This window comes from Cellulomonas sp. Y8 (assembly GCF_008033115.1).
In the GTDB taxonomy this organism is placed as follows: Bacteria; Actinomycetota; Actinomycetes; order Actinomycetales; family Cellulomonadaceae; genus Cellulomonas.
Genome location: NZ_CP041203.1, coordinates 2795364 through 2820096 on the forward strand (window position 1 = coordinate 2795364; position 24733 = coordinate 2820096).

Sequence of the window (24733 nt, forward strand, 5' to 3'; positions counted from 1 at the left end):
ATGCCCATCGAGCAGCGCGTGGTCGGCGGCGGTCAGAAGATCGGCGGTGGCCAGAAGATCGGCGGCGGGAGCCCGGCTCCGGCGCCCGCCGCGGAGCCGGAGAAGAAGAAGGGCGGCGGCAAGAAGAAGCTGCTCCTGATCATCGGGGCGGTCGTCCTGGTGGCGGCCGGGGCGGCGGCGTACCTGCTGCTGGGCCGCGGGAGCGGCGAACCCGCCGCGGAGCCCGAGCCCGAGCCCGGCGCGGTGGTCGCGGTCGAGCCCGTGAGCCTGAACCTGGCCGACGGCCACTACCTGCGGCTCGGCTTCGAGCTGCAGTTCACCGTCGAGGCCGCGGGCCACGGCGACCCGGAGACCGGCCCGGCCGTCGACGCCGCGATCGCCCTGTTCTCCGGCCGGAGCGTGTCCGAGGTCAGCGACCCCGCGAAGCGCGAGGAGCTGAAGGCGGAGTTCAAGACCCAGCTCGACGAGCTCTACCACGGGGAGGTGTACGACGTCTTCCTGACGAACTACGTCACCCAGTGACGGCGCGCGCGGCGACGCGCGCCCCGTCCGACCGGACCTTCCGGGGCCCCTGACCAGGGGCGTCACCCGATCCGGTGAACCACGGCGCCACGGAGGGCGCCACATCGCTCCGCAGCACGCCGGCCCACGACGGGCCGAGGGCGGAGAAAGTCCGGCCGCGACCTCTCACATCACCCGGTCGCGCGCCGATCAGGGTGGGCGTGACGGTCCACACCACGGGTCAGGCCCCCGCGCGCTCCAGGCGGCGCACGCACGTGCCCGAGCCCTACGACTTCCGCCGCCCCATGACGATGGCGCGCGAGCACGCCCGCGTGCTCGAGATGGCGTTCGAGACGTTCGCCCGCCAGTGGGGCAACCAGCTCACCGCCCGCCTCCGCGCGATGGCCCAGGTGACGCTCGACGGGCTGAGCCTGCAGACGTACGACGAGTACGTGCGCGGCCTCCCGGGCACCACGGCGATGATGCTGTGCACCATCGAGCAGACCCGGCAGACCGCCGTCGTGCAGGTCCCGGTCAGCGCCACGATGGTCTGGATCGACTACATGCTCGGCGGTCCCGGCACGGGCGACGTCCGCGAGGACCGCGAGCTCACCGAGATCGAGCTGACGCTGCTGCGCGGCGTCATGGGCGCGGCCCTCGGCGACCTCGGCTACGCCTTCTCCTCGCTGACGCCGCTCGACGTCACGCTGCGCTCCGTCCAGTACAACCCGCAGTTCGTGCAGGCGGTCCCCGCCTCCGACGCGGTGCTGGTCGCCACGTTCCTCATGCGGGTCGGGGAGCGCGAGGACGTCGCCTCCGTCATGTTCCCCGCCGAGGTGCTGCTCGCCGCCGTGCGGCAGGCCGACGGCGTCGGCAGCCGCTCCGTCGAGGACCAGCGGGCCCACGAGCTCGCGGTGCTCGACCTGGAGGCCGCCGTCGAGGACGTGCCCGTCGAGGTCGCCGTCCGGTTCGCGCCGGTCGTCGTCCGCCCCCGCGACGTCGTCGGCCTGGCCGTCGGCGACGTCGTCCCCCTGTCCCACCCGTCGTCCCAGCCGCTCGACGTGGTGGTGGACGGGGTCGTGCTCGCGCGAGCCGCCGCGGGGAACAACGGTTCCCGCCTCGCCTGCATGGTCGTCACCGTCGAGGAGAAGCACTGATGAACGCCGTCCCCACCGCCGAGACCACCGACGCCGCGGTCGCGCTCGCCGCGGCCACCGCCGCCGCCCGCCTGCTGCCGGCCGCCGCGCCGCTGGTGCCGGCCCCGGCCCCCGCCGGCGCCCGTCCGGACGCCGACGCGCTCGCCGTCGTCGCCTCGTTCGTCGGCCCGAACAGCGCCGACGTGGTGCTGGTCGCCGACGAGGCCGTGCGCGACGCGCTCGCCGCCGGCGCCCCCGACGGCAGCCCGCTCGACCTGGCCGCCGCGCTGCGCCCGGCCCTGGAGGCCGCGGTGGCCGAGCTCGGCGCCGGCGTGCTCGAGGCCGCCCGCACCGAGACGGTCGCCACCGCGCTGCCCGCCGACGCGCACCTCGTCGCGCTCGGCACCGACGAGGGCGTCCAGGCCTGGTTCGGCCTGCGCCTGCGCACCGAGCCGAGCGCGAAGGCGCCGGGCGTCCCGACCCAGCGCGCGAGCCTCAACGTGCTCTACGACGTCGAGATGACCCTGACCGCCGAGCTCGGCCGCACCAAGCTGCCGGTCCGCCAGGTCCTGGAGCTGACCCCGGGCGCCGTCCTGGAGCTCGACCGCGCCGCCGGCAGCCCGGCCGACGTCATGGTCAACGGCCGGCTCATCGCCCGCGGCGAGGTCGTCGTGATCGACGAGGAGTTCGGCATCCGCATCACCGAGATCGCGCGCGAGGACGGCACCATCTGATGGACACCCTCGTCCTGGGCCTGCGCGTCCTCCTGGCGCTCGCGTGCGTGATCGGCCTGATCTGGGTCCTCGCGCGCCGCGCCGGGTGGGGCAAGGGCCGTCGCCGGCCCGCGGGCCCGGCCGTCGAGGTGGTCGGGCGCCAGGCGCTCGGCCGCCACGCCGGGGTCGTCGTGGTCGCGGTCGGCGACCGCCGGCTGCTGCTCGGCTACGGCGAGCAGCACGTCACGATGCTCACCGAGCTCGACGCCGTCGCCGAGGAGGAGGCCTCCGACGAGGAGGCCGCCGCCCCGGCCGCGCCGCTCACGCTCGGGGCGCTCGCCGCCGCCGTGCTGCCGACGCCCCGGCGGACGCGGGCGGCCGAGCCGGCTGCCGCCCCGGCCGCGCCGGCGCCCGTGTTCGAGGACGCCCTCGCCGAGGCCGCCGCGGCCCCGGTCCCGGGTCTCGTGGGCCTCGAGGTCGCCGACGTGGACGCCGCCCGCCTCGAGCGCATGGCCGCGCCCGCCGCGCAGGGCGCGCTGCACGGCTCCGTGCTGGCGCCGTCCACCTGGAAGCAGGCCGTCGCGGTCCTGCGTGAGCGGACGGTGCGCCGGTGACCGCCGCCCTGACGGCGGGCCCCGCGCGTCCCGCGCGCCCCGCCACCGAGACCGCCGACGTGGACCTCGTCCTGTCCGGCCCCCGCGCCGAGGCCCTCGCGGCCGCCGACGCCGCCGACCGCCGCCGCTGGCTGCTCGTCGTCCTCGCCGTCCTCGGCCTGGTCGTCGCGCTCGTCGTGCTCGGCTCGGGCAGCGCGCACGCCGCGCCGGTCCCGCCGGAGGGCCCCGCCGCACCGACCGGCCCGGCCGACCCCGGCACCGGCGAGGTGTCGGTCGCGATCAACGGCGTGAACGGCACCCCGAGCAGCTCGATCGTCGTGCTCATCGGCATCACGCTGCTGTCGGTCGCGCCGTCGCTGCTGCTGATGATGACCGGCTTCACCAAGATCTTCGTGGTGCTGTCCCTCACCCGGAACGCCCTCGGCCTGACGACCGTGCCGCCGAACCAGGTGATCGCCGGCCTCGCGCTGTTCCTCAGCCTGTTCGTGATGGCCCCGGTGCTGTCCGACGTGAACACCGTCGCGGTGCAGCCCTACCTCGACGGCAGCATGGACTTCACCACGGCGCTCGACGCCGGCTCGGCCCCGCTGCGCGAGTACATGCTCGGGCACACCCGCGAGGCCGACCTGGCGCTCATCACCCGGGCGGCCGACCAGCCCAACCCGGAGGACCCGGCGTCGGTCCCGATGCTCACGCTCATCCCCGCGTTCATGCTCTCGGAGCTGCGGTCGGCGTTCATCATCGGGTTCGTCATCTTCATCCCGTTCCTCGTCATCGACCTGGTCGTGTCCTCGGTCCTGATGAGCATGGGCATGATGATGCTGCCGCCCGTCATGGTGTCGCTGCCGTTCAAGCTGCTGCTGTTCGTCCTCGTCGACGGATGGGGCCTGATCGTCACCGCCCTGGTCGGCGCCGCGTCGGGCGGGGGTGGCTGATGGACACCTCGGCCGTCCTCGACATCGGGCTGGACGCCCTGATCATCGCCGCCAAGCTCTCGGCGCCGGTGCTCATCACCGCCCTGGTCGTCGGGTTCTCCGTCTCGCTCGTGCAGTCGGTCACCCAGATCCAGGAGGTGACGCTGTCCTTCGTGCCGAAGGCCATCGCCGCCGCCGTGGCGCTGCTGGTCTGCGGGCACTGGATGATCGCGGAGCTGGTGACCTTCACGCACCAGCTGTTCGAGCGCATCCCCGCGCTGCTCGGGGGCTGACCGCGCGATGGACGTGACCCTCTCCCTGGCCGCCGTGCAGACCGCGATGCTCGCGGGCGTCCGGTTCGCCGCGTTCCTGATGATCGCGCCGCCGTTCGCGCACCGCGGGATCCCCGGCGCCGTCAAGGCGATGCTCGCGGTCGGGCTGGCGCTCGCCGTGCTGCCCCGCCTCGACCTCGTCGCGACGGAGTCGACGGGGGAGTTCGTCGGGGACCTGGTGCTGGAGGCCGTCGTCGGCGCCGCGCTCGGCTTCCTCGTGTCGCTGGTGTTCTCGGCCGTGCAGGCCGCGGGCAACCTCATCGACCTGTTCGGCGGCTTCCAGCTCGCGCAGGCGTTCGACCCGCAGAACATGACCTCCGGCGCCCAGTTCGCCCGGCTCTACAACATGACGTGCCTGGTCCTGCTGTTCGTCTCCGGCGCCTACCAGCTGCTCATCGGCGGCCTGGCCCGGTCGTTCGACGCCGTGCCGCCGGGTGCCGGGCTCGACCTCGCGGCGATGGCCCAGGTGGTCACCACCGGGCTGTCCGACATGTTCCTCGCGGCGCTGCAGATCGCCGGCCCGCTGCTGGTCGTGCTGTTCCTCACCGACGTGGGCCTCGGCCTGCTGACCCGGGTGTCGCCCGCGCTGAACGCATTCGCGATGGGCTTCCCGCTCAAGATCTTGATGACCGTGACGTTCGCCGGCTTCGCGTACCTGGCCCTGCCGGGTGTGGTCGACGACCTCGCGCGCCGGGCCGTCGAGGCCGTCCTCGGGGTCGCCTGATGGCCGGGGGAGGGGACGCCGGGGAGAAGACCGAGAAGGCCACAGCCCAGCGGATGAAGGAGGTCCACAAGGACGGGAAGCTCTCCCGGTCCCAGGACCTCACCGCGTGGGTCGGCCTGGCCGCCGCCGCCGTCATGCTGCCGAGCACCGCCACCCGCGCGGCCGACGCCGCCCGCGACCAGCTCGCCGCCGTCCGGGAGGCGATCGCCGCGCCCGACGCCGGCACGGTCGTCGACCTGCTCGGCGACGGCCTGTGGTCGACCGTGGCGACGCTGGGCCCGCTGATGGCCGTCGTCGCGGGCGTGATCATCGCGGTGGCCGTCGCCCAGGGCGGCGTGCACGTCAAGAAGTTCAAGCCGAACGTCAAGCAGTTCAACCCGGTGTCCGGGGTCAAGCGGCTGTTCGGCGCGAACGCCTGGTGGGAGGGCGCCAAGACGCTGCTCAAGACCGCCGTCGTCGGGCTCGTCCTCTACCTCGCCGTGCAGGCGCTCGTGCCGCAGCTCATGGGCACCGGCCGCATCCCGCTCGAGCACATGCTCGGCGTCGCGGGCGCGGGCGTGAAGCAGCTGATCGTCTGGGGCATCGGGGCCGGCGTGCTGCTCGCCGCGATCGACCTGCTCGTCGTCGTGCGCCGCAACCGCAAGCAGACGCGCATGTCCAAGCAGGAGATCAAGGAGGAGAACAAGCGCACCGAGGGCGACCCGCTCGTGAAGGGGCACATCCGGTCCAAGCAGATGGCGATGAGCCGGAACCGGATGATGGCCGCGGTCGCCGACGCGGACGTGGTGATCGTCAACCCGACCCACGTCGCCGTCGCGCTGAAGTACGTCGCCGGAACCGGCGCCCCGCGGCTCGTCGCCAAGGGCGCGGGCGCCGTCGCCGCGAAGATCCGCGAGCAGGCCACCGAGCACCGGGTCCCGATGGTCGAGGACATCCCGCTCGCCCGGTCGCTGCACGCCGCGTGCGCCGTCGACCAGGAGATCCCCGCCTACCTGTTCACCGCCGTCGCCCGGGTGCTGGCCTTCGTCATGCAGCTGAAGCGCCGCGGCGCGGCGATGGGCAGGCACACGATGCCGGGCGGCTCGGTCGCCCCGGACGACGCACCGACCACCGTGGCAGCCGCCCGGCGTCGAGCCCGGCAGGAGAAGGCCGCATGAACCCGACGCACCTGCCGATGACCAGAGCAGTACCGCACACCACTGACGAGGACCTCCGATGAAGAACCGGCAGATCTCCCAGCTCGCCGTCCCGGTGGGCGTCGTGGGCATCGTGCTGCTCCTGGTGGTGCCGCTGCCCGCGGCGCTGCTCGACGTGCTGATCGCCGTGAACATCACGGCCGCGCTCGTCATCCTGCTCACCAGCATGTACGTGCAGAAGCCGCTGGACTTCAGCGTGTTCCCGTCGCTGATCCTGGTGTTCACGCTGTTCCGGCTCGGCCTGAACGTCGCGTCCACCCGGCTGGTGCTGCGCGACGGCTACGCCGGCGCCGTGATCGACGCGTTCGGGCACTTCGTGGTCGGCGGGTCGCTGGTCATCGGCCTGGTGATCTTCCTGATCCTGGTCGTCATCCAGTTCGTCGTCATCACCAACGGCGCCGGCCGCGTGGCCGAGGTCGGCGCGCGGTTCACCCTCGACGCGATGCCCGGCAAGCAGATGGCCATCGACGCCGACCTGAACTCCGGCCTGATCGACGAGGACACCGCCCGCAAGCGGCGCGCGGAGGTCACCGCGGAGGCCGACTTCTACGGCGCCATGGACGGTGGCTCGAAGTTCGTCAAGGGCGACGCCATCGCCGGCATCATCATCACGCTGATCAACCTCATCGGCGGGTTCGTCATCGGCATGGTCCAGATGGGCCTGTCGGTCACCGAGTCGCTCGAGCGGTTCAGCCTGCTGACCATCGGCGACGGCCTGGTCACCCAGATCCCCGCGCTGCTGCTCTCGGTCTCCACCGGCATCGTCGTCACCCGGGCCACGGCCGAGGGCGACATGGGCACCGCGGCGTCGAAGCAGCTGTCCCAGTCCCGCACGGCCTTGCTGATCGCCGGCTGCGGCGCGCTCGCCCTGGCCCTGCTGCCCGGCATGCCGAAGCTGCCGTTCGTGCTGGTCGGCGCGTCGCTGCTGATCGTCGCGCAGCGGATCAAGGCCGCCGAGGCCAAGGAGGCCGCCGCCGCCGAGCTCGCCGCCGCGTCCACCGCGACCGCCGCGCCCACCAGCAACGACACCCCCGAGGCGCTCATCGAGCAGATGCGCGTGCACACCCTGGAGATCCTGCTGGCGCCCGACCTGGTCGACATGGTCGGCAACGGCCCGGACCAGGACCTGCTGCACCGCGTGCGCGGCCTGCGCCGCAAGATCGCCATGGAGCTCGGCATCGTCGTCCCGCCGGTGCGCACCCGCGACTCCGTCGACCTGCCCCGGTCCACCTACGTCGTGCGGATCGCCGGCGTCGAGGTCGGCCGCGGCGAGGTGCCGCCCGGGCGCATCCTGGCCCTCGGCGACGACCTCGCCGCGCTGCCCGGGCAGTCCGTCGTCGAGCCGGTGTTCGGCCTGCCGGGCAAGTGGGTCGCCGCCGAGCTCCGGCACGCCGCCGAGATGGCCGGCGCCACCGTCGTCGACCGGGTGTCCGTGCTCATCACGCACCTCGGCTCGATCATCACGCGGAACGCGCCCCGGCTGCTCGGCCGCGAGGACGTCCGCGTCCTCACCGAGGGCGTCAAGCAGGTCAACCCCTCCGTGGTCGAGGAGCTCGTGCCCGGGCTGCTCACGCTCGGCGAGGTGCAGCGGGTGCTGCAGGGGCTGCTGGCCGAGGAGGTGCCGATCCGCGACCTGGGCCGCATCTACGAGGCGCTCACCCTGCGCGCCAAGGTCAGCACCGACCCCGAGGGCCTGGTCGAGGCCGCGCGCGGCGCGCTCGGCCCCGCGCTGTCGGCGCAGTACGTGCAGGACGGCGCGCTGCGGGTGCTCACGCTCGACCCCGTCTTCGAGCAGTCCCTGGTCGAGGCCCTGCGGCCGTCGGAGTCGGGCACCCAGATCGTCACCGACCCGACCCGCCTGGAGGCGATGCTGGAGCGGCTGCGTGCGCAGGTCGCCGACGCCGAGGCCACCGGCCGGTCCGTCGTGCTCGTCTGCGCCCCGGCGCTGCGGCCCGCCCTGCGCAAGGTCGTCATCCTCGCGCTCGACCGGCTGCCCGTGCTGTCGTACGCCGAGGTCACCGGCGGCGGCGTCCGGATCGAGACCGTCGGGGTGGTGAGCGGTGCCCACGCGATTGCTGCTTGAGGGCGCCGACCTGGCCGAGCTCATGGTGCACGTGCGCGCCGAGTTCGGGCCGACCGCGCGGATCGTGCGGGCCGAGCGCGTGCGCACCGGCGGGCTCGCGGGGTTCTTCGCGCGCGAGCGGTACGAGCTGACGATCGACGTGCCGGACGCCCCGGCCGCGCCGACCACCGGGCTGCTGCGGCGCCGGGGCGTGCCGGTGCCGGCGGCCGGGGCCGGTGCGGGCGCCGGCGGGATCGACGCGCTGCTCGCGGCCGCCGACGCCGCGGACACCGGGCTGGACGGCTACGGGCCGCCCGGGTCCGACGTGCTCGCGCCGGCGCGCGGGGGCGCGGTGCCCGAGGCGCCGCCGCGGGTGTCGACCGGCGAGGAGGCGTTCGCCTCCGTGCTCGAGCAGATGCGGGCGATGACCGGGGCCGTGGCGCCGGACCACCAGCTGGAGGTGCCCGCCCCGGCGGCGCCGGCGGGGGTCCCGGCCCAGGCCCCCGGCGCCGCGGGGCGGGCGTTCGAGCCCGCCGCCCCGCCGGTGCTGCCCGCGCCCGCGCCGGCGCCGGCCGTGGAGCGGGTGCCCGCCGACGCGCGGCCCGCGACGGGCGGGGTGCCGCGCGACGCGCTCGCCGAGCTCGGCGTGCCCGCGCCGCTGCTGGCCGCGGTCGGGGACGGCCCGGTCGAGCTCGCGCGGCTGCTGGCCGCCGTGCCCGCTGCCCCGCCGGTCCCGAGGGACCCGGGGACGGTGCTGGTCGTGGCCGGTCCGCCGGAGGACGCCGCGCGGGTCGCGGAGCTGCTGGCGCTGCGATCGGGCTCGGGCCCGGTCGTGGTCGCCGGGGACGCGGAGGCGGGTGCCGGTGGCGGCGGTGTCGGCGGGGGTGGCGCGGCCGGTGCGGCCGGGCGCCGGCTGACGACCGCTTCGGCCGCCGCCCGGTGGCGCGCGGAGCTGGTCGCCGGCGACGGCGTCACCGTCGTCGCGCTCGGGGTCCGCCCGGGCCGCGCGCGCGAGGACGCCGCGGCCGAGCTGCTGGCCGCGCTGGCGCCCGACCAGGCGTGGGGCGTCGTCGACGCGCGCAGCAAGACCCGGGACTGCGCGCGGTGGATCGCGGGCGTCGGCGCGCGCCGGCCGCTCGACGCGCTCGCCGTCGGCGGGCTGTTCGACACCAGCGAGCCCGGCACCGTCCTGGGCCTCGGCGTCCCGGTCGCGTGGATCGACGGCGTCCCGGCCTCGCGCGTCGCCTGGGCCGCGGCCCTGGGCGAGCACCTCCCCGAGGGCACCGTCTGGGGCTGACCCCGGCCCGCGCGGGCTCGGCCCGTCCGAGGGTGGAAGGTTCTGCCCGACACGCCGGCGGCGTGTCGGGCAGAACCTTCCACTGCCGGGACGGTCGGGTGGATCCACCCAGCCGGAAGGGCCGCGCGGGTGGGCGGTGCACCGGCCGCTTGCGTGCGGAAGGTAGGGTCGGCGCCATGCTGGTGCTGAGCAGACGGGTCGGCGAGCGCCTCGTGATCGGGGACGACATCGTCGTGACCGTGATCGAGGTGCGCAGCGACGGCGTCCGCCTCGGCATCGACGCCCCGCGCTCCGTCGCCGTGCACCGCGCCGAGGTGCTGGAGGCCGTCACCGCGGCCAACCTCGCCGCCACCGACGCGGCGACCGACGCCGGAGACGACGCCGTCGAGTCCCTGCGCGGCCTCGTCGCGGGCCAGCCCGCCCCGGCCGCCGCGCCGGAGCCGACGCCCTCGGACGAGGACCGCCCCGGCCGCTGACGCGCCCGACCGCCCCGCCGGCGCCCGGACCGGCCGACCGGTCGCGGGTGGAGCGATCCGCCCGACGCGCCGGTGCGTGTCGGGCAGAGCGCTCCACCGCGCTCCGGCGACCGGCCCCGGCGGCCACCCGTCCGGGTGACGGCCGCGCCTTCACCCGGCGTACGGGCCCCGTCGCCCGCCAAAAGCCTCACGCCGCCCCCGGACCCGCCGATCCTCACCTCAGACGGGTCCGCACCCGGTAGGAGGCAGCAGTGGAGGACATGGACGAGATCGTCCGCGAGTTCCTCGTGGAGAGCCACGAGAACCTCGACCAGCTCGACCAGGACCTGGTGGCCCTGGAGAGCGAACCGGGGTCGCGCTCGCTCATCGCGAGCGTGTTCCGGACGATCCACACGATCAAGGGGACCAGTGGGTTCCTCGCGTTCTCGCGCCTGGAGCGCGTGGCCCACGCGGGGGAGAACCTGCTGGTCGAGCTGCGCGACGGCCGCCGGTCGATGGACCAGGCGACCACCGACGTGCTGCTGCGGCTGGTGGACACGATCCGCGAGATCCTGCGGGCGATCGAGGTCGAGGGCGGCGAGGGCGGGGTCGAGATCGACGCGGTCATCGCCGCGATCGAGGCGATCCAGGCGACCGAGCCCGGCGCCGAGCCGGCCGCCGAGGCCGGCGCACCGGCAGCCGCGGCCCCCGCGCCCGCCGCCCCGGAGCCCGAGCCCGCGCCGGCCGCCCCCGTGGCCGCCGCGCCCGCGGCCGTGGTCCCGGCGCCCGCGCCGGCCCCCGCCGTCGAGGCCGTGGCCCCCGCCCCGGCGCCCGCCCCGGCCCCGGCCCCGGCCCCGGCCGCCGCCGCGCCCGCGGCCCCGACCGAGGAGCTCGGCTCGCTCCGCGGCGGTGCCGCCGACGCGTCGATCCGCGTGGACGTCGACCTGCTCGACGCCCTCATGCGCCAGGTCGGCGAGCTGGTCCTGGCCCGCAACCAGATCAGCCGCCTCGCGACGGGCACCGACGACGTCGACCTCGCCCGCTCCGCGCAGCGCCTCAACCTCATCGCCGGCGAGCTGCAGGAGGGGGTCATGAAGACCCGCATGCAGCCCATCGAGCACCTGTGGTCGAAGATGCCGCGCATGGTGCGGGACGTCGCGGCCGCGTGCCACCGCGAGGTGCAGCTGGAGCTGTCCGGCGGTGACACCGAGCTCGACCGCAGCCTGCTGGAGGCCGTGAAGGACCCGCTGACGCACCTGGTGCGCAACGCGGTCGACCACGGCATCGAGGCGTCGGCGGACCGCGTCGCGGCCGGCAAGGCGCCGAAGGGCGTCCTCGGCCTGCGCGCGTACCACGCGTCCGGCCAGGTGGTCGTGGAGGTCGCCGACGACGGCCGGGGCATCGACCCGGAGAAGATCGGCGCCAAGGCGGTCCAGAAGGGCCTGCGCACGGCCGACCAGGTCGCGTCGATGGGCCAGGCCGACCTGCTGCAGCTGCTGTTCCTGCCGGGCTTCTCGACGGCCGAGGTCGTGTCCAACGTCTCCGGCCGCGGCGTCGGCATGGACGTCGTCCGCACCAAGATCGAGTCGATCGGCGGCGCGGTCGAGGTCGACTCGGTCGTGGGCCGCGGCACGACGTGGCGGCTGCGCATCCCGCTGACGCTGGCGATCATGCCGGCGCTGACGGTGGAGTGCAGCGGCGACCTGTACGCGATCCCGCAGGTGAACCTGCTGGAGCTCGTGGCGCTCGACTCGCAGCGCTCGGAGTCCGGCATCGAGCACATCCACGAGGCGGCCGTGTACCGGCTGCGCGGGGAGCTGCTGCCGCTGGTGTCGCTCTCGGAGGTCCTCGAGGTCGGCGGCGAGCGCCCCGAGAACGCGGTCATCGCCGTCGTCCAGTCGGACCAGCAGCGGTTCGGCCTGCTGGTCGACCGGGTGCTGAACACCGAGGAGATCGTGGTCAAGCCGCTGTCCGCCCGCCTCAAGGCGATCGGCGCGTACTCCGGCGCGACCGTCCTCGGCGACGGCCACGTCGCGCTGATCCTCGACGTGCAGGCCATCGCCCGCCGCGCCCTGGCCGGCGAGCTCGACGTCGCCGCCCGCGACGCGCACGACAAGGCCGCGGCCACCGCGATCCGCGACACCCAGCAGGTCCTGGTGGTCGGGATCGGCGGCGGCCGCCAGGTCGCGATGCCGCTCGCGTCGGTCGCCCGCCTGGAGCACGTGCAGGCGGACCAGGTCGAGTACGTCGGCGGCCGGGAGGTCGTGCAGTACCGCGGCACGATCCTGCCGCTGGCCCGGCTCGACCGGATCCTCGGCGCCTACGGGTCCGAGGAGTCGTCCGAGCTGCTGCTGGTGGTCTACAGCCGGGCGGGCCGCAGCGTCGGCCTGGTGGTCAAGGAGATCGTGGACATCGTCGACGACGACTCGGCCCGGCACTCCGACATCGAGGACGCCGGCCTGGTCGGCTCCACGGTGCTCGGGGAGAAGGTCACGGAGCTGCTGGACGTGCGCCGCGCGATCCTCGCCGCGGACGCGGCGTTCTACGACGAGCGGCCCGAGCACCGCTCCACGTACGACGACCTCCCGACGCAGGTCGGCGGGTCCGAGCTGGTGGGAGCCACCCGATGAGCCAGTACGTCACGTTCAGCCTCGGCGGGAGCCTGTACGGGGTCGACGTCACCCGGGTCCAGGAGGCGCTGCGCTCGCACGTCCGCACCCGCGTGCCGCTGTCCCCGCCGGCCGTCGCCGGCCTGGTGAACCTCCGCGGCCAGGTCGTCCTGACGGTCGACCTGCGCCCCCGCCTCGGCCTGGAGCCGCTGGGCGAGGACGCGGAGCCGATGATGGTCGTCGTGCAGGTGGCGGGGGAGCCCGTGAGCCTGCTGGTCGACGAGATCGGCGACGTCATGGAGGTCGGCCCCGAGACGTTCGAGGCCCCGCCGGAGACGCTCGACGCCGCGCTGCGCCCGCTGATCCTCGGGGCGCACAAGCTCGACGGCCGGCTGCTGCTGGTCCTGGACGTCGACCAGGCCACCGCGGCCTGACCGACAGCACGACGGCCCTGCCGGGCACGCAGCACGCGTGCCCGGCAGGGCCGTCGTGCTGCCCGGCCGCGGTGGGCCGGCCCGTCCGCGTCCCCCGGTCGGCGCGGCTTCACCCGGGACGATGGTCATGCAGGTCAGCGGCCTGCCGATGGGAGGGGCGACCCGGCGACGCGCCCGGCCCGCGCGCAGTCGCGCGGGTCGCGTCGCCCCGCACGCGCCTGGAGCGTCCATGTCCCGAACCGCCACCGCCCCGTCCCGCGCCCGCGGGCTGCGGCTGTCCATCGCCGGCAAGGTGCTCGGCCTGCTCGCGGCCGCCGGCCTCGTGGCCGTGCTCGTCGTGGTCGCCGCGGCGACCAGCCTCGTGCAGCTGCGCGACGAGGTCGCCAAGGAGGGCGCGTACGTCGCCCAGCTCGGCCAGGTCAGCGACCTGCAGCGGGCGCTCCAGGCGGGCCGCGCGCGGATGGTCGAGTACCCGGCGGCGTCGACCGACGTGCGCGCCGACCTGCGCGACCAGCTCGCGGAGTACGTGACGAAGATCCAGGACCAGCAGGCCGCGTACGACGACCTCGCGGTGAACGACCAGGCGTGGTCCGACTTCGACTCGGGCTGGAACGAGATGGTCCGCCTGGCGCAGGACGAGCTGTTCCCGATGGCCGACGAGGGCGACGTGACCGGCGCGGCGGCGTTCTACCGCGCCGAGATCCTGCCGCAGACGACGATCGCCGCGGACGCGATCGCGCTCGAGAACCAGTCGGTGGCCGAGGTCGCCGACGCGAGCACCGACGAGGCGTCCGCCACGGTGACCCGCACCCTGGTCACCGTGGTCGTGCTGCTGGTCGTGGGCCTGGCGCTCGTCCTGGCGATCGGGTTCGCCGTGTCGCGGAGGCTCGCGCAGGGCGCCGGCCAGGTGCGGCACGCGCTCGAGGCGATGGCCGAGGGCGACCTCACCGTCCGCGCCGACGTGCGCACGGCCGACGAGCTGGGCGACATGGCCCGCTCGCTCGCCACCGCCCAGGAGAGCCTGCGCGGTGTCGTGTCCGGCGTCGTCGAGACGGCGCAGACCGTCGCCGCGGCGGCCGAGGAGCTGTCGGCGGCGTCGACCCAGGTGGTCGCCGGCTCCGACGAGACGAGCGCGCAGGCGGGCGTGGTCGCGGCGGCCGCGGAGCAGGTGTCGCGCAACGTGCAGACGGTGGCGGCGGGCGCGGAGCAGATGGGCGCCAGCATCCGGGAGATCGCGCAGAACGCCTCGCAGGCGGCCAAGGTCGCCGGGCAGGCCACCGACGCCGCGGCGGTCACGAACGACCAGGTCGCCCGCCTGGGCACCTCGTCCCAGGAGATCGGGAACGTCGTCAAGGTCATCACGAGCATCGCGGAGCAGACGAACCTGCTGGCGCTGAACGCCACCATCGAGGCGGCGCGCGCGGGTGAGGCGGGCAAGGGCTTCGCGGTCGTGGCCGGGGAGGTCAAGGAGCTGGCGCAGGAGACGGCGAAGGCGACCGAGGACATCGCGCGCCGGGTCGAGGCGATCCAGGCCGACACCAGCGGCGCGGTCGGCGCGATCGGCGAGATCTCGCACATCATCGCGAGCATCAACGACTACCAGCTGACGATCGCGTCGGCGGTCGAGGAGCAGACGGCGACGACCACGGAGATGTCCCGGTCGGTGGCCGAGGCCGCGACCGGCTCGGGCGAGATCGCCACCAACATCACCGGTGTCGCGTCGGCCGCGACGCAGTCCTCCCAGACCCTCAACCAGATGGGCGACTCGATCGGCGAGCTCGCCCGGCTGTCCGAGGACCTGCGCGGACGCGTGGCCCGCTTCACCTACTGAGCCCCCCGCCCCCGACCCGGCCGCGGCACCCCCGACGAGGGGGCGCCGCGGCCGGCGGTGGTTCAGGGGGCCTTCATCCCGGGTTCACCCCGGGCCGGGCCTCACGCGCGGCCCCCGCCGGACGATCGGAGGCGCAGCAGGGGACAACGCCCAGTTCTGAGGAGCCACCATGAGCGTCACCACGACGTCGAGGAAGCCGTCGACGGCCGCCCTCGACCGCGTGCCCACGCCGCGCGGCCCGGGCGGGTCCGTGCCCGCACGCACCGCCGGCACGCCGGCCTCGCCGGGTCGCCGTACCGGCCGCACCGCGGCCCTGTTCGTCGACCGGGGGGTGCGCACCAAGATCCTGCTGCTGCTGGCCCTCGTGGTCGCGGTGGTCGCCGGCACGGGCGCCTTCGCCTCCGTGCGCATGGGAGCCCTGGCGGACGAGACCGGGACCGTGCAGGGCGTGGCCTCCGACGTCATCGCGCCGCTGGCCCTGGTGCACCAGGAGGAGATCAAGGCGCGCATGGTCATCGCCGAGGCGGGCGCGGGCGAGTCGACCACCGAGGCCGACCAGCAGGAGGCCCTGGACGAGATCGCCGCGACGGACGCGGACCTGCAGGCCGCGGCGGACGCGTTCGAGGAGGGCCTCGGCGGCATCGAGGTGCCGGGGTGGGCCGACTTCCAGGCCGCGTGGGCGCAGTACCGGCAGATCCGGGACGAGCAGCTGGTGCCGGCGGCGTTCGCCGGCGACGACGCCGCGTTCGACGCCGTCAACGAGGGCGAGGCCCGGACCGCGGTCGACGCGATGATCGCCGGCCTCGACGCCGCCGAGAAGAGCGCGGACGACTTCCTGCGGCAGACCGCGGACAGCGCCGCGGCTCAGGCCACCTCGGGTGCCCGGGTGCTGCTGTTCGTGCTATCGGCCGGCGTCCTGCTGGTCGCCGCGGTGGGCCTCGTGATCGCCCAGGTGATCCGCCGCCAGGTGACCGAGGTGCAGCGCGCGGTCGAGGCGATGGCCGACGGCGACCTGACGGTCGTCCCCGCCGTCGACTCCGCCGACGAGCTCGGCCAGATGGCCCGGGCCGTGACCCGCGCCCAGGAGAACCTGCGCGCCACGGTGTCGGGCGTGGTCGAGACGGCGCAGACGGTCGCCGCCGCGGCCGAGGAGCTGTCCGCCGCGTCCCACCAGGTGGTCGCCGGCTCGGACGAGACCTCCGCGCAGGCGGGCGTCGTCGCCGCGGCGGCCGAGCAGGTGTCCCGCAACGTGCAGACCGTGGCCGCGGGCGCCGAGCAGATGGGTGCCTCGATCCGCGAGATCGCGCAGAACTCCACCCAGGCCGCGCGCATCGCCGGCCAGGCCACCGACGTCGCCCGGACGACCAACGACCAGGTCGCGCGCCTCGGGGTGTCCAGCCAGGAGATCGGCAACGTCGTCAAGGTCATCACGACCATCGCCGAGCAGACCAATCTGCTGGCGCTGAACGCCACGATCGAGGCGGCGCGCGCGGGGGAGGCCGGCAAGGGCTTCGCGGTCGTCGCCGGCGAGGTCAAGGAGCTCGCCCAGGAGACCGCCAAGGCCACGGAGGACATCGCCCGCCGCGTCGAGGCCATCCAGGGCGACACCACCGGCGCCGTGGCCGCGATCAGCGAGATCTCCCAGATCATCGCGTCGATCAACGACTACCAGCTGACGATCGCCAGCGCGGTCGAGGAGCAGACGGCGACCACCAACGAGATGTCGCGGTCCGTCGCGGAGGCGGCCACGGGCTCGGGGGAGATCGCCACCAACATCACCGGGGTCGCGGCCGCAGCCGCGGAGTCCTCGCAGACGCTCAACCAGATGGGCGGCTCGATCGGCGAGCTCGCCCGGATGTCCGAGGACCTGCGCGCCCGGGTGGCGGGCTTCCGCTACTGACCCCGCCCGGGCCCCGCCCGGTCCCTGCCCAGGCCCCGCGCCGAGCGAGCAGTCGACACGTCGAGCGAGCAGCCACCGGCTGCTCGCTCGACGTGTCGGTTGCCCCCTCGGCGTGCCAGGAGCGGACGGGTGACGCGCATTCCACCCGCTTGCTGAGCGGCAGAACCGCTCGCGCGCCCGCCGTCGCGGCCGATGGAGAGGACGAAGGTCCCCCTCTCGACGAAGGAACGACAGATGAGCGTGCAGCACGACGGCTCCCCGCGCCGGCTCTGGGCCGACCGCCCGGTGCTGGTCAAGATCCTCACCGCGGTGCTCGTGATGGTCGCGATGACCGCGGTCGTGACCGCCGTGGCGATCGGCTCGCTGCGCACGCTGCGTGCCGACGCGGCCGAGATGTACACGGGCAACGTGACGCCGCTGCAGCAGCTCACCGAGATCCAGCGCTCGTTCCAGGGCGACCGCGCCCGCGTCATCCAGTACGGCATCGCGGACGCCGAGACCCGCGCCACGCTCGCGGACGAGCTCACCGAGCGCCAGGGCGACCTGGCCGCGCTGATCGAGGAGTACCGGGCCAACGCGGTCAGCCAGGACGACGTCGACACGATGGTCGCGGCGCTGGACGACTACTACGCGGCGGCCGAGGACACGCTGTTCCCGATGGCCGACGCGGGGGACACCGAGGAGTTCGGCACGTACTTCAACGACACCGTGCGACCGCTGACCACCGCGGTGATGGACGCGATGCAGGTCGAGACCACGTCCCAGGGCGACCAGGCGGCTGCGCTCGCGAAGGAGACGGACGCCCTGGGCGCCCGGTCGGTGTGGATCACGGTGCTGGTCGCGCTGGTCGGCGCGCTCGCCGCGACCGCCCTGGCCTGGGTGGTCGCCCGCGGCATCGTCCGCCGGATCGGCGGCGTCTCGCACGCCCTCGCCGCGGCCGGCGACGGCGACCTGACCGTGCCGTCGGGCGTCACCGGGCGGGACGAGATCGGCACCCTCGCGGTCGACCTCGAGCGCACCCAGACCAGCCTCCGCGGCCTGGTGTCGGGCGTCGTCGAGACCGCCCAGACGGTGGCCGCGGCCGCCGAGGAGCTGTCCGTGGCCTCGCACCAGGTCGTCGCCGGCTCCGACGAGACCTCGGCGCAGGCCGGCGTCGTCGCGGCCGCCGCCGAGCAGGTGTCCCGCAACGTGCAGACCGTCGCGGCCGGCGCCGAGGAGATGGGCGCCTCCATCCGCGAGATCGCCCAGAACGCGTCGCAGGCGGCCAAGGTCGCCGGCCAGGCCACCGACGTCGCGGCCGCCACGAACGACCAGGTCACCCGGCTCGGCGAGTCCAGCCAGGAGATCGGCAACGTCGTCAAGGCCATCACCAGCATCGCCGAGCAGACCAACCTGCTGGCGCTGAACGCCACCATCGAGGCGGCCCGCGCGGGCGAGGCGGGCAAGGGCTTCGCCGTCGTCGCCGGCGAGGTCAAGGAGCTCGCCCAGGAGACCGCCAAGGCGACCGAGGACATCGTCCGGCGCGTCGAGGCGATCCAGGCCGACACCGGCGCCGCCGTGACCGCGATCGGCGAGATCTCGCACATCATCGCGAGCATCAACGACTACCAGCTGACCATCGCGTCGGCCGTCGAGGAGCAGACCGCGACCACCACGGAGATGTCCCGCTCGGTGGCCGAGGCCGCGACCGGCTCGGGCGAGATCGCCACCAACATCACCGGCGTCGCGTCCGCGACCGCGACGTCCTCGCAGACGCTCGGCCAGATGGGCGACTCGATCGGCGAGCTCGCGCGCATGTCCGAGGACCTGCGCGGCCGGGTGGCCCGCTTCACGTACTGACGCCACCGGGCCCGACCGGCCCGGCCCGCGCCGAGTGCACATCCGACACGTCGAGTGCCTGTCCACCGGACAGGCACTCGACGTGTCTCCTCCCCACTCGCGGGAGAGGTGCGGCGCCTTCGCGGGACGCCGGTGCCGGCGCCGGCCGGGCCGGACGCCGCGTGTTCACCCGGCGTTTCCCCCGGCGGGAGCGCTCACATCCGCGTGATCCCGGTCGATCCAGGGGGCACGGCGGCGCCAGGGGGCGCCCACGCCGGATCGGACGAGGGAGTCGAGATGAGGCACGGGAAGCGTCGCCGTGCGGGGAATGCGCTCGCCGCGTCCCTCGCCCTGGCGGCGGTGGTGACGGTCGCGGGCTGCGGGTCCGTGGACGCCGGGGGGAGCGCGGACGCGCGCCCGCTGGTCGGCGTGGCGATGCCCACGACGACGTCGGAGCGGTGGATCGCGGACGGCGAGAACGTCCAGGACCAGCTGCAGGCGCTCGGCTACGACGTCGACCTCGAGTACGCCGAGAACGACGTGCCCACCCAGGTGCAGCAGCTCGAGGACATGATCGCGGCCGGCGCGGACGCGCTGGTGATCGGCTCCATCGACGGCGTCGCGCTCAAGGACGTGCTCGCGGAGGCGGCCGCGGCGGACATCCCGGTGATCGCCTACGACCGCCTGATCCGCGAGTCCCCCGACGTCGCGTACTACGCCACGTTCGACAACGCCCGGGTCGGCGTCCTGCAGGCCACGCAGCTGCTCCAGGGCCTCGGCGTCCTGGACGCCGGCGGCGAGCCCACCGGCGCGACCGGCCCCTACAACGTCGAGCTGTTCGCCGGGTCGACCGACGACAACAACGCGTCGGTGTTCTACAGCGGGGCGATGCAGGTGCTGCAGCCGTACCTCGACGCCGGGGTGCTGGTCGTCCCGTCGCGCGAGACCGACTTCGAGACGATCGCCACCGCCGCGTGGGACCCGAAGAACGCCACCGCCCGGATGCAGACCCTGCTCCCGCGGTACGCGGACCGGCGGCTCGACGGCGTGCTGTCGCCGTACGACGGCATCTCGATCGCGATCCTCGACGCGGTGAAGGGCATCGGCTACGGCTCGGTCGACCAGCCGCTGCCGGTCGTGACCGGCCAGGACGCCGAGCTGGCCTCCGCCAAGTCGATCGCGGCGGGCGAGCAGTACGGCACGGTCTACAAGGACACCCGCCAGCTCGCGGAGGTCGCCGTCTCGATGGTGCGCGCGCTGCTGGACGGCGCCGAGCCCGAGACCAACGACAACGCCTCGTACGACAACGGCGTGAAGGTCGTCCCGTCGTACCTGCTGTCGCCGCAGGTGGTCACGTCGCAGAACTACCGCCAGGTCCTCGTGGACGGCGGCTACTACTCGCCGGAGGAGCTGGGCTGATGCGCACCACCGACCACACCCCGGACGCCCCGGCCGGCACCCGGCGCAGCCGCGCGTCCTGGTTCTGGGACCGCCCGATCGCGCTCAAGATCTCCGTCTCGCTGCTCGTCCTGGGCGGCACGTTCGCCCTCGTCGGTGGCGTCGGAGCCGTGGCGCTGTACCGTGCGGGCCAGCACCTGGAGGAGATGTCCGGCCTGACCGGCGACCTGCAGTCGGCGATGTCCGAGCTGCGCACCGCCCAGACCCGCAGCCACCTGCTGGTGCACCGCGCCGCCGAGGCGACCGACGACTCGGTGAAGGCGCAGCTGCTCGAGTCCTCGGCGTGGAACGACCGCGACGTCGCCGCGCAGATCGACGCCATCGACGCCTACCCGCAGTCCGACACCCGGCAGTGGGCCGACTTCGTGACCCGCTGGGACGCGTGGACCGCCTACCGCGACGGCACGCTGCTGCCGTTCGTGCAGGCGGGCGACCTGCCCGGCCTGCGCACCGCGCTCGCGGCCGACGCCTCGGCGGACCCCGACTGGGCGGGCCGCGCGCTGGCGCTGGCGCAGGGCCAGGTCGACGCCCAGGTGGACCAGATCCTCGCCGACAGCCGCGCGGAGGTGGACCGCACGATCCTCGCGCTGATCGCCGCGTTCGTCGTCGGCGCGGCCCTGTCCGGCCTGCTTGCCGTGCTCGTCATCCGCCGGATCACCCGGGCGGTGCGCAGCGTGCAGGGCTCGCTCGAGGCGATGGCCGACGGCGACCTCACCGTGACCACGGCGGTGCCGTGGCGGGACGAGACCGGTCGGATGGCCGAGGCGCTCGACCAGGCGCAGGAGTCGCTGCGCACGACGCTCGCGGGCGTGGTGGAGGCCGCCGGCTCGGTGGAGACCACCGCCGCCAGCCTCACCGCGTCGAACGGCGACGTGGTCGCGGGCTCCCAGGAGACCTCGGCCCAGGCGGGCGTCGTCGCCGCGGCGGCCGAGCAGGTGTCCCGCAACGTGCAGGCGGTCGCCGCCGGCGCGGAGCAGATGGGCGCCAGCATCCGGGAGATCGCGCAGAACGCCTCGCACGCCGCCAAGGTGGCCAGCCAGGCGACCGACGTCGCCGCCGCGACCAACGACCAGGTCGCCCGCCTGGGCGTGTCCAGCCAGGAGATCGGCAACGTCGTCAAGGTCATCACGAGCATCGCCGAGCAGACCAACCTGCTGGCGCTGAACGCGACGATCGAGGCGGCCCGGGCGGGGGAGGCCGGCAAGGGCTTCGCCGTCGTCGCCGGCGAGGTGAAGGAGCTCGCCCAGGAGACCGCCAAGGCCACGGAGGACATCGCCCGCCGGGTCGAGGCCATCCAGAACGACACCACGGCGGCCGTCACGGCGATCGGGGAGATCTCCCAGATCATCGCGTCGATCAACGACTACCAGCTGACGATCGCCAGCGCGGTGGAGGAGCAGACGGCCACCACGACCGAGATGTCGCGGTCCGTCCAGGAGGCCGCCACGGGGTCGGGTGAGATCGCCAGCAACATCACCGGCGTCGCGGGCGCCGCGGCGCGCTCCGCGGACGTCCTTGGAGGGGTGTCCTCGCAGGTCAACGACCTCGCGTCGCTGTCCGCCGACCTGCACGAGCGGGTCGCGCGTTTCACCTACTGACGGCACCCACCGGGCCGCCCCGGCGGCTCAGGAACCGGCCGCACCGACCGATCAGAACCACGAACCCGGCCGGTGCGGCCGGTCCGCATGTGAGGGGAACGACGTGACCAGGATCCGTGTGCTGGTGGTCGACGACTCGGTCGTCGTCCGCCGGCTGGTGACGGACTCGCTCTCGCGCGACCCCGACATCGAGGTGGTGGGCTTCGCCTCCAACGGGCGCATCGCGCTCGCGAAGGTCGACCAGCTGGCCCCCGACCTCGTCACCATGGACATCGAGATGCCGGAGATGAACGGCATCGAGGCGGTGCGCGCGCTGCGCCGCAACCGGCACACCATGCCGATCATCATGTTCTCCACGCTCACCGAGCGCGGCGCGTCCGCCACCCTGGACGCCCTCGTCGCCGGCGCGACGGACTACGTGACCAAGCCCGCGAACGTCGGCAGCGTCCAGGAGTCGCTGGACCGCGTCGCGAGCGAGCTCATCCCGAAGATCAAGGCGCTCGTGCCGCACCGGGCGGGGGCCGCAGGGGCGCTCCCGTCCGCCGCCGGCCCGGCCGGGGGCGCGGCACCGGCCGGTGCCCCCGCGCCGCGCGCCCGCCTCGCCGCGGGTGCCGCCCCGATCGCCTCCTCGGCGAACGCCCGCCGCCCGGTCGTCACCCGGCAGGCACCCGCGCCGCACCCGGTCAGCGCCGTGATCATCGGCTCGTCGACCGGCGGCCCCGAGGCGCTGTCGAAGGTCATCGGCGCCCTGTCGGCGCCGCCGTCGGTGCCCGTGCTCGTCGTGCAGCACATGCCGCCGGTGTTCACCCGCCAGCTCGCCGCCCGGCTCGACCGGCTCGGCCCGGCCACCGTCGTGGAGGCCGCCGACGGCGACCTGCTGCAGCCCGGCACCGTCTACATCGCCCCCGGCGACCACCACCTCGAGCTGAGCCGGTCCGCGGGCCAGCTCCGCGTGAAGCTCACCGACGGCCCGCCGGTCAACTTCTGCCGTCCCGCCGTCGACGTGCTGTTCCGGTCGGCGGTCCGCGAGCTCGGCGGCCAGCTGCTCGCCCTCGTGCTCACGGGCATGGGCGCGGACGGCCGCACCGGGTGCGAGGACGTCGTCGGCGCCGGCGGCACCGTCGTGGTGCAGGACGAGCCCACCAGCGTCGTCTGGGGCATGCCCGGTGCGGTCGCGACCGCCGGGTTCGCCCACCGCGTGCTCCCCCTGGGCGAGGTCGCCCCCACCCTCGAGTCCGTGCTGGCCCGCGCCGGCTCCGGACGCCCCGCAGCAGCCCCGATCGGAGGTCGGCCGTGAGCCTGACCCAGGACACCTTCGCCTTCGTCGCCGACGTCGTGCGGCGGCGCAGCGCCATCCAGCTGGAGGCAGGCAAGGAGTACCTCGTGGAGAGCCGGCTGCTGCCGCTCGCCCGCGACGGGGGCCACGCCGGCGTCGACGCCTACGTCCGCGAGGTGCGCGCCGCGCGCCGCGAGTCCGACCTGGCCGACATCGTCGAGGCGCTCACCACCAACGAGACCTCGTGGTTCCGGGACAACACGCCGTTCTCCGCGCTCCGGACGCACATCGTCCCGGGCCTGCGCGCCGAGCGCACGGTGCTGGACGGCCTGCGGGTGTGGTCCGCCGCCTGCTCCACCGGGCAGGAGCCGTACTCCATCGCGATGACCCTGACCGACGTGCTCGGCCCCGGCGCCCGGTTCGACATCACCGCCACCGACCTGTCCGACCAGGTGCTGGCGCAGGCCCGGTCCGGCCGGTACTCGCAGCTCGAGGTCAACCGGGGCCTTCCCGCGCCGATGATGGTCCGCTGGTTCCAGCGCAACGGCCACGACTGGCAGATCGCCGACGAGCTGCGCCGCACGATCGCGTTCACCAAGCACAACCTGCTCGACCCGGCGCCCCCCGGCCCGTTCGACATCGTGTTCCTGCGCAACGTGCTCATCTACTTCGACCTCGAGACCAAGCGCTCGATCCTCGGCCGGGTGCACCGCGCCCTCCGCCCCGGCGGGTACCTGGTGCTCGGCGCCGCGGAGACCACCATCGGCGTCGACGGCGACTGGGAGCGGGTCCCCGTCGAGCGCGGGTCCGTGTACCGCCCGGTGCAGGCCGGCGCCGTGCCGGCCCCCCGGCCGGCCCTCGGCACCCTCACCGGCGCCGCCGTCGCGGTCCCGGCGGCGGCACCCCGCGTGCCCGTCGCCGCGACCCCCACGACCACCTGGCCCGTCCAGCCCCGACCGGCCACCACCCTGCCCACCGCGCCGAGGCGCCCTGCCGGACCGGCATTCGAACAAGGAGTGACGCGATGAGAGCACTGGTCATCGACGACTCGCGGACGATGCGACGCATCGTCGCGGGCGCCCTGGAGGACCTGGGGTTCAGCACCGTCCAGGCCGGGGACGGGCAGCAGGCGCTGGACCTGCTCGAGTCCGGGGAGGAGGTCGACCTCGCCTGCATCGACTGGAACATGCCGGTCATGGACGGCCTCACGTTCGTCACGAAGGTCCGGGCCAACCCGGCCTGGCGCAACATCACGCTGATGATGGTCACCACCGAGAGCGAGCACGGGCAGATCGTGCGCGCGCTCGCGGCGGGCGCCCACGAGTACCTGATCAAGCCGTTCACCACCGATGCCATCCGCGACAAGCTCGACCTGCTCGGGCTCGTCCCCGCCGAGGAGCCCGTATGACCGCCGCCGCCGTGGAGCAGGACCAGGTGTTCGCGATCGCCGAGGAGGTGTTCGCGGCGATGATCGACGGGGAGCCCGGCTACCTCCGCCCCTGGGAGGGCGAGGTGCCCGCCCCCGCGGAGCCCCTGGCCGCCTGGGTGGACGTGCACGGCGAGCTCGCCGGGCGCGCCGCCGTCACCACCGACGTCCCCACCGCGCACGAGCTGACCCGCGCCCTGCTCGGCATGGGCGCGGACGAGCCCGTCGGCCCCGAGGACCTGCAGGACGCGTTCGGCGAGGTCGCCAACGTCGTCGGCGGGAACATCAAGGCGCTGCTCCCGACCCAGGGCACCCTCGGGCTGCCCCAGGTCGAGTCGGCGCTCCCCGCGGCTCCCGCCGGGTCGCTCACGCACGAGCTGCGCCTCGACTGGCGCGGCCGTCCGATCGTCGTCGTGGTCTCGCTGTTCCAGTGAGCCCC

Annotated in this window: 22 protein-coding genes; all 22 read left to right on the top strand. The window is 74.6% G+C overall.

What is annotated here, in order from left to right; translation table 11 throughout:
* The 22 genes from FKM96_RS12735 (at window position 1) to FKM96_RS12840 (ending at window position 24728) form a co-directional block, all read left to right on the top strand.
* Entirely contained in the window at window positions 1-522 is a 522-nt protein-coding gene (locus tag FKM96_RS12735; protein WP_147795545.1) for a flagellar basal body-associated FliL family protein, read from the top strand.
* Window positions 523-722: 200 nt separating this feature from the next.
* On the top strand, window positions 723-1658 hold the full coding sequence (locus tag FKM96_RS12740; protein WP_147795546.1) for a FliM/FliN family flagellar motor switch protein: 936 nt from the start codon (window positions 723-725) through the stop codon (window positions 1656-1658).
* The gene (gene fliN, locus FKM96_RS12745; protein WP_147795547.1) at window positions 1658-2371 is read left to right on the top strand and encodes a flagellar motor switch protein FliN; all 714 of its coding nucleotides are present in this window, start codon (window positions 1658-1660) and stop codon (window positions 2369-2371) included. Before FKM96_RS12740 ends, fliN begins: the two co-directional genes overlap by 1 nt.
* Window positions 2371-2964 (top strand): flagellar biosynthetic protein FliO, encoded by a 594-nt coding sequence (gene fliO / locus FKM96_RS12750; RefSeq protein ID WP_147795548.1) that lies wholly within the window; start codon window positions 2371-2373, stop codon window positions 2962-2964. The genes fliN and fliO overlap by 1 nt, the downstream gene beginning before the upstream one ends.
* Window positions 2965-3095: 131 nt before the next feature.
* On the top strand, window positions 3096-3899 hold the full coding sequence (gene fliP / locus FKM96_RS12755; RefSeq protein ID WP_210417449.1) for a flagellar type III secretion system pore protein FliP: 804 nt from the start codon (window positions 3096-3098) through the stop codon (window positions 3897-3899).
* A complete protein-coding gene (fliQ, locus tag FKM96_RS12760; protein WP_147795549.1) occupies window positions 3899-4171 on the top strand; it encodes a flagellar biosynthesis protein FliQ in 273 nt (90 codons plus the stop codon). The genes fliP and fliQ overlap by 1 nt, the downstream gene beginning before the upstream one ends.
* 7 nt (window positions 4172-4178) lie before the next feature.
* Window positions 4179-4934: a flagellar biosynthetic protein FliR gene (locus FKM96_RS12765; RefSeq protein ID WP_147795550.1), complete on the top strand. Its 756-nt coding sequence runs from the start codon at window positions 4179-4181 to the stop codon at window positions 4932-4934.
* The gene (locus tag FKM96_RS12770) at window positions 4934-6091 is read left to right on the top strand and encodes a flagellar biosynthesis protein FlhB (protein WP_147795551.1); all 1158 of its coding nucleotides are present in this window, start codon (window positions 4934-4936) and stop codon (window positions 6089-6091) included. The genes FKM96_RS12765 and FKM96_RS12770 overlap by 1 nt, the downstream gene beginning before the upstream one ends.
* 58 nt (window positions 6092-6149) lie before the next feature.
* Complete coding sequence (gene flhA, locus FKM96_RS12775) at window positions 6150-8213, top strand: flagellar biosynthesis protein FlhA (protein ID WP_147795552.1); 2064 nt, start codon at window positions 6150-6152, stop codon at window positions 8211-8213.
* Complete coding sequence (locus tag FKM96_RS21970) at window positions 8191-9489, top strand: hypothetical protein (protein ID WP_147795553.1); 1299 nt, start codon at window positions 8191-8193, stop codon at window positions 9487-9489. Before flhA ends, FKM96_RS21970 begins: the two co-directional genes overlap by 23 nt.
* 176 nt (window positions 9490-9665) lie before the next feature.
* Window positions 9666-9965 carry a carbon storage regulator CsrA gene (csrA, locus tag FKM96_RS12785; RefSeq protein WP_147795554.1) on the top strand — a complete coding sequence of 100 codons (300 nt, stop codon included), beginning with the start codon at window positions 9666-9668 and terminating at the stop codon, window positions 9963-9965.
* A gap of 260 nt (window positions 9966-10225) precedes the next feature.
* A complete protein-coding gene (locus tag FKM96_RS12790; RefSeq protein WP_168217082.1) occupies window positions 10226-12574 on the top strand; it encodes a chemotaxis protein CheA in 2349 nt (782 codons plus the stop codon).
* Window positions 12571-12987 (top strand): chemotaxis protein CheW, encoded by a 417-nt coding sequence (locus FKM96_RS12795; protein WP_147795556.1) that lies wholly within the window; start codon window positions 12571-12573, stop codon window positions 12985-12987. The genes FKM96_RS12790 and FKM96_RS12795 overlap by 4 nt, the downstream gene beginning before the upstream one ends.
* Before the next feature lie 229 nt (window positions 12988-13216).
* Window positions 13217-14818 carry a methyl-accepting chemotaxis protein gene (locus FKM96_RS12800; RefSeq protein ID WP_147795557.1) on the top strand — a complete coding sequence of 534 codons (1602 nt, stop codon included), beginning with the start codon at window positions 13217-13219 and terminating at the stop codon, window positions 14816-14818.
* 169 nt (window positions 14819-14987) lie between these two features.
* A complete protein-coding gene (locus FKM96_RS12805; protein WP_147795558.1) occupies window positions 14988-16718 on the top strand; it encodes a methyl-accepting chemotaxis protein in 1731 nt (576 codons plus the stop codon).
* 234 nt (window positions 16719-16952) lie between these two features.
* Window positions 16953-18557, top strand: coding sequence for a methyl-accepting chemotaxis protein (locus FKM96_RS12810; RefSeq protein ID WP_147795559.1), 1605 nt, complete (start codon window positions 16953-16955; stop codon window positions 18555-18557).
* A 276-nt stretch (window positions 18558-18833) separates the two neighbouring features.
* Window positions 18834-19955: a multiple monosaccharide ABC transporter substrate-binding protein gene (gene chvE / locus FKM96_RS12815; RefSeq protein ID WP_147795560.1), complete on the top strand. Its 1122-nt coding sequence runs from the start codon at window positions 18834-18836 to the stop codon at window positions 19953-19955.
* Complete coding sequence (locus tag FKM96_RS12820; protein WP_147795561.1) at window positions 19955-21592, top strand: methyl-accepting chemotaxis protein; 1638 nt, start codon at window positions 19955-19957, stop codon at window positions 21590-21592. The genes chvE and FKM96_RS12820 overlap by 1 nt, the downstream gene beginning before the upstream one ends.
* Window positions 21593-21695: 103 nt before the next feature.
* Window positions 21696-22889: a chemotaxis response regulator protein-glutamate methylesterase gene (locus tag FKM96_RS12825; RefSeq protein ID WP_147795562.1), complete on the top strand. Its 1194-nt coding sequence runs from the start codon at window positions 21696-21698 to the stop codon at window positions 22887-22889.
* Window positions 22886-23896, top strand: coding sequence for a protein-glutamate O-methyltransferase CheR (locus tag FKM96_RS12830; RefSeq protein ID WP_147795563.1), 1011 nt, complete (start codon window positions 22886-22888; stop codon window positions 23894-23896). Before FKM96_RS12825 ends, FKM96_RS12830 begins: the two co-directional genes overlap by 4 nt.
* Window positions 23893-24276 (top strand): response regulator, encoded by a 384-nt coding sequence (locus tag FKM96_RS12835; protein ID WP_147795564.1) that lies wholly within the window; start codon window positions 23893-23895, stop codon window positions 24274-24276. The genes FKM96_RS12830 and FKM96_RS12835 overlap by 4 nt, the downstream gene beginning before the upstream one ends.
* Entirely contained in the window at window positions 24273-24728 is a 456-nt protein-coding gene (locus FKM96_RS12840) for a chemotaxis protein CheX (RefSeq protein ID WP_147795565.1), read from the top strand. Before FKM96_RS12835 ends, FKM96_RS12840 begins: the two co-directional genes overlap by 4 nt.
* Window positions 24729-24733 lie beyond the last annotated feature (5 nt).